This window comes from Mycobacterium sp. TH-M15 (assembly GCF_057473705.1).
On sequence record NZ_JBYCLB010000337.1, the window covers coordinates 1 to 5524 of the forward strand.

At 69.7% G+C, this 5524-nt stretch carries 3 protein-coding genes and 1 pseudogene; 2 read left to right on the forward strand and 2 right to left on the reverse strand.

The features are described from left to right. The first annotated feature begins 145 nt into the window (after window positions 1-145). Window positions 146-3037 (forward strand): annotated as a pseudogene (gene leuS, locus AC2VNT_RS08175) (leucine--tRNA ligase). A gap of 7 nt (window positions 3038-3044) precedes the next feature. Next, window positions 3045-4190, forward strand: coding sequence for an adenylate/guanylate cyclase domain-containing protein (locus AC2VNT_RS08180; protein ID WP_486946377.1), 1146 nt, complete (start codon window positions 3045-3047; stop codon window positions 4188-4190). Window positions 4191-4199: 9 nt separating this feature from the next. Here the strand turns inward: AC2VNT_RS08180 and AC2VNT_RS08185 are convergent, their stop codons facing one another. After that, the gene (locus AC2VNT_RS08185; RefSeq protein ID WP_486946378.1) at window positions 4200-4865 is read right to left on the reverse strand and encodes an SDR family oxidoreductase; all 666 of its coding nucleotides are present in this window, start codon (window positions 4863-4865) and stop codon (window positions 4200-4202) included. A 34-nt stretch (window positions 4866-4899) separates the two neighbouring features. After that, window positions 4900-5421: a MarR family winged helix-turn-helix transcriptional regulator gene (locus AC2VNT_RS08190; protein WP_486946379.1), complete on the reverse strand. Its 522-nt coding sequence runs from the start codon at window positions 5419-5421 to the stop codon at window positions 4900-4902. Window positions 5422-5524: the final 103 nt, after the last annotated feature.

The following is a 5524-nucleotide window of genomic DNA, read 5'->3' on the forward strand; positions in this document are numbered from 1 at the left end:
GGCTGCCGAAAACGGTAATCAGCGTGGGGCGCCGGTCACCAGGCCCGGGATCAACCTGGGACGAACTCCTCACCGGCCCGCAACCCAACCGAGACCAAGCCGTGGCGGCCGAACCGGCCGGTCCGAGCCTGTTTACCCTGTTGAGGTGAGTGACTCTCGGACAGGGCCCGCCGCCGGCGACGCGGACGCCGACGTCCCCGCGCATCGGTACACCGCCGAGCTCGCCGACCGGATCGAGCGCAGCTGGCAGCGGTACTGGGCGGAGTCGGGAACGTTCGACGTCGCCAACCCGGTCGGCACGCTGGCCGCGCCGGACGGCTCCGCGCCGCCTGAGCGGAAGCTGTTCGTGCAGGACATGTTTCCCTACCCGTCCGGAGACGGGCTGCACGTCGGTCACCCGCTGGGCTTCATCGCCACCGATGTCTACGCCCGCTACTCGCGGATGACCGGACAGAATGTGTTGCACGCCTTTGGTTTCGATGCCTTCGGTTTGCCCGCGGAGCAGTACGCGGTGGAGACCGGCACCCATCCGCGCACCCGAACCGAAGCCAACATCGCGAATTTCAGGCGGCAGGTGGGCCGCCTCGGTTTCGGCCACGACACCAGGCGTAGCTTCGCGACCACCGACGTCGGCTTCTACAAGTGGACTCAGTGGATCTTCCTGCAGGTCTACAACGCCTGGTTCGACGCCGCGGCCGGCAGAGCCCGGCCGATCGCCGAGTTGGTCGCGGAGTTGGATTCCGGGGCACGGGAACTCGGCGACGGGCGGCAGTGGGGCGAGCTGTCTCCCGGGGAGCGGGCGGACGCGGTCGACGGCTACCGGCTGGTCTACCGGTCCGACTCGTTGGTGAACTGGTGCCCCGGTCTGGGCACGGTGCTGGCCAACGAAGAGGTGACCGCGGACGGGCGCAGCGATCGTGGCAACTTCCCGGTGTTCCGGAAGCGGTTGCGGCAGTGGATGATGCGGATCACTGCATATGCGGACCGGTTGCTGGACGACCTCGAGCTACTGGACTGGCCGGAGAAGGTCAAGACGATGCAGCGCAACTGGATCGGCCGATCCACCGGAGCGTCGGTGTTGTTTCAGGTGAGCCTCGTCTCCGGCTGACCGGCCGACATCGAGGTCTTCACCACCCGTCCCGACACCCTGTTCGGCGCGAGCTACCTGGTGCTGGCCCCGGAGCACGACCTGGTGGATCAGCTGACCGCCGTCGTCTGGCCGGAGACCGTCGATCCGCGATGGACCTTCGAGTCGGCGACGCCGGTGGCGGCCGTCGCCGGCTACCGCAAGGCGATCGCCGCGAAATCCGACCTGGAGCGCCAAGAGAACAAGACCAAGACCGGGGTGTTCCTGGGCAGCTATGCGATGAACCCGGCCAACGGCGAGCCGGTGCCGATCTTCATCGCCGACTATGTGCTGGCCGGATACGGCACCGGGGCGATCATGGCGGTGCCCGGCCACGACCAGCGCGACTGGGACTTCGCCCACGAGTTCGGCTTGCCGGTCGTGGAAGTCATTGCCGGCGGCGATATCTCGGAGTCCGCCTACGTCGGCGACGGTGTGCTGGTCAACTCCGGCTACCTGGACGGGATGACCGTCGCCGCGGCCAAGGAGGCCATCACCGCGCGCCTGACCACCGACGGGCGCGGCTGGGCCCGAATCGAATACAAGCTGCGCGACTGGCTGTTCGCCCGGCAGCGCTACTGGGGGGAGCCGTTCCCGATCGTCTACGACGACGACGGCCGGCCGCGGCCGCTGGACGAGACGGCGCTGCCGGTGGAGCTGCCGGAGATCAGCGAGTACTCGCCGGTCTTGTTCGACCCGGACGATGCCGACAGCGAGCCGTCCCCGCCGCTGGCCAAGGCGACCGACTGGGTGCACGTCGAGCTGGACCTCGGCGACGGGCTCAAGCCCTACACCCGGGACACCAACGTGATGCCGCAGTGGGCCGGCAGCTCCTGGTACGAACTGCGCTACCTTGATCCGCAGAACACCGAGCGATTCTGCGCGCCGGAGAACGAGGCCTACTGGATGGGGCCCAGGCCGGCCGAGCACGGCGCCGACGACCCGGGCGGTGTGGACCTGTACGTCGGCGGGGTGGAGCACGCGGTGCTGCACCTGCTGTATTCGCGGTTCTGGCACAAGGTGCTCTACGACCTGGGGCACGTCAGCTCACGGGAGCCGTACCGGCGGCTGGTCAACCAGGGCTACATCCAGGCGTTCGCCTACACCGACACCAGGGGCGGCTACGTTCCGGCCGCGAAGGTGGAAGAACGCGACGGCAAGCACGTGTACGCCGAATCCGACGACGGCCCGGTGGTCGAGGTGGCCCAGGAATTCGGCAAGATGGGCAAGAGCCTGAAGAACTCGGTGTCGCCGGACGAGATCTGCGACGCCTACGGAGCGGACACGCTGCGCGTCTACGAGATGTCGATGGGCCCGCTGGAGGCATCCAGGCCGTGGTCGACCAAGGACGTCGTCGGGGCGCAGCGTTTCCTGCAGCGGGTGTGGCGCCTGATCGTCGACGAGCGGACCGGCCAGACCAAGGTCGACGACGCCGAGCCGGGTCCCGAGACGCTGCGGGTGCTGCACCGCACCGTCGCCGGCGTGACCGAAGACTACGTGGGACTGCGCAATAACACCGCCGCCGCCAAACTGATCGAGTACACCAACCACCTCACCAAACATCACCGGGACCCGGTGCCGCGCGCGGCGGCCGAGCCGCTGGTGCTGATGCTCGCACCGCTGGCGCCGCACCTGGCCGAAGAGCTGTGGCGGCGCCTCGGCCACGATGCGTCGCTGGCGCACGGGCCGTTCCCGGCCGCCGACCCGGCCTATCTGGAAACCGCCACCGTCGAGTACCCGGTGCAGGTCAACGGCAAGAAACGGGGCCTGATCACGGTGGCCACCGACGCCGCCGCCGGCGACATCCGGGCCGCCGCGCTGGCCGACGAGAAGGTGCAGGCGTTTCTGGCCGGCGCGCAGCCCAAGAAGGTGATCGTGGTGCCGGGACGGCTGGTCAACCTGGTGGTCTGAGGGGGCAATGGCGAACGACCCGATCGAAGAAGCCGGCTTCCTGGTTGGTCTGGAGGACGGTGCTCGAGAAGAGCGGGCGGAGCTTCTCGCCTGGCTGGTGGAGCAGGGCTTCACCGTCGAACAGCTTCGCGACGAGCCCGCTGCGATCCTGCTGCCCGGGAATCGAGCGCTGGGCGATGACGGTAGCCATGCGTCCGCCCGGGAGATCAGCGAGACGCACGGAATCGACTTGGAGCTGCTGCAGCGCATCGAGCGCGCGATGGGGCTGCCGCGGGTTGAGAATCCGGACGCCGCCGTTCACCTGCGCGCCGACATCGAGGCGGCCGCGCACTGGCAGCAGGTCATCGACCTCGGCCTGGAGCCCGATCAGGTGATCCTGTTGGTTCGTCGGCTCTCCGACGGGCTCTCGCGCGCCATCCCGGCTATCCGCTACGGCGCGATGTCGGCCGTGCTGCATCCGGGAGCCACCGAGTTGCAGGTGGCCAAGGCGTACGAGGTGATCCTGCATCGCGTCGCACCTTTGCTCGGGCCACTGGTCGCCGAACTCCTGTTCGTGCAGTTCCGCCATGCGCTGGAAGGCGAGGGGATCAACGCCCGGGAACGGGCCGCCGGGATCGCCCTGCCCGGCGCGCGGCGACTCGCCGTCGCCTTCGCCGACATGGTCGGCTTCACCCGGTTGGGGGAGGTGATTCCACCCGAGGAACTGGTCGGTTTGGTTGAGCGGCTTGCCGATCTAGCTCGTGACGTGGCGATAGCGCCGGTTCGGCTGGTCAAGACGATCGGCGATGCGGTGATGCTGGTCTCCCCGGACCCGGTCCGCCTGGCCGAAACGACGCTGGATCTGTCGGAGGCGGCGGACCGCGACGACACGCTGCCGGAGCTGCGGATCGGGATCGCCTGGGGTCAGGCGGTCAGCCGGGCTCGGGACTGGTTCGGCAGTCCGGTCAACGTCGCCAGCCGCATCACCGGCGTGGCTCAGCCGGGCACGGTGCTGGTATCCGGATCGGCGCGGCGGGTGATCGGCCGCGCGGAGGGGCTCCGTTGGGAATTCGTCGGGGCGCCGCGGCTCAAGGGCGTACCCGGAGAGACCAAGCTGTTCAAGGTGCGCCGGGAAGCCACCGGCGGCGCGGTCGACCAGGATCTCCGGGACTGATCGGCCGAGTCAGCGCGGCCGCACCACCACCTCGTGGACGTGTGCGTCCGGTGCGGCGGCCACCACGTCGGCCACCACCCGGGCGACACTCTCCGGGCGGAGGTACCTTGCCGCGTCGTATTCGCCGCCCTCGAAGGTGATCCGGTCGCGCAGCATCGCGGTGTCGGTCTGACCGGGGTAGACGGTGGTCACCCGCAGTGCCGGCTCGTCGTCGCGCAGCGCATCGGCGAATGCGCGCAACGCGAACTTGCTCGCCGAATACGACGCTAACCTGGCCGAAACCCGTTGCCCCGAACCTGAATTGACGAACACAACCCGGCCGCTGCTGCGACGCAGCGTGGGCAGCAACGCCAGTGTCAGCGCGACCGCACCGATCACGTTGACCGCGAAGGTCTCCCGCCACTCGGCGACGGTGGATTCGGCGACATGGCCGGGGAACAGCACCCCGGCGTCGTGCACCAGCACGTCGAGGTCGGTGACTGTGCCGGTGGCGGCCGCGATCCCGTCGGCGTCGGCCAGGTCCATCGGCAGGGTGCTCGCACCGAACCGTTCGGCGACCGCGGTCAGTCGCGGGGAGGGACGACCGGCCAACACCAGGGTGTGGGTGGGCGCCAGGGCGGCGGCGATGGCCGATCCGATCCCGCCGCCGGCGCCGGTGATCAGTGCGGTCGGCACGCGCGGAGCCCCGGTGCTGGCCACCCGCGGGCGGTCAGGGCTGCCCGTCACTGGCCGCGAGCGGGGCGTCGGCGAGTTCGCAGCTGGCCAGCCGTTCCAGCGGGGCCAGCGCTGCGGTGAGGGTCGCCAAGTCGTCGTGGCTGAGCCGGCTCAGCATCGCGGCTAGGGCCGCGTGCCGGTTGGCCAGCGATTCCCGGTGCACCGCGAGGCCCTGCGGGGTGATCTCGACCAGCACCGCCCGCAGGTCGGACGGGTCGCGGGCCCGCTTCACCAGCCCGACCTTCTCCAGCCGCCGGATCGCGACGGTGGTGGTCGGGGTGCGGACCCGTTCGTGCGCGGCCAGTTCGGTCATCCGCATCGGCCCGCTGTGCAGCAGCGTGATCAGGATCGACAGCTGGGCCAGGGTCAGGTCGCTGGTCGTGGAGCTGGCGAGGTCACCGTGGTCGCCGCGGCTGACGTCGCCGCGCCGCAGGATGGCGTAGAGCCGGGACAGCGCACGGTGCAGGCCCTCGGCCAACGCCGGCAGCTCCGGAACGTCGGCTGTGGTCTCCGTCATAGTTCGACAGTTTAACCTTGCCGGCCGTCCTGACGTCCTCCCCCGCGCCCGCGGGGATTTCTCGGCAGGTGGTGACCTGCGACGGCGTCGTTCCCGAACCGTC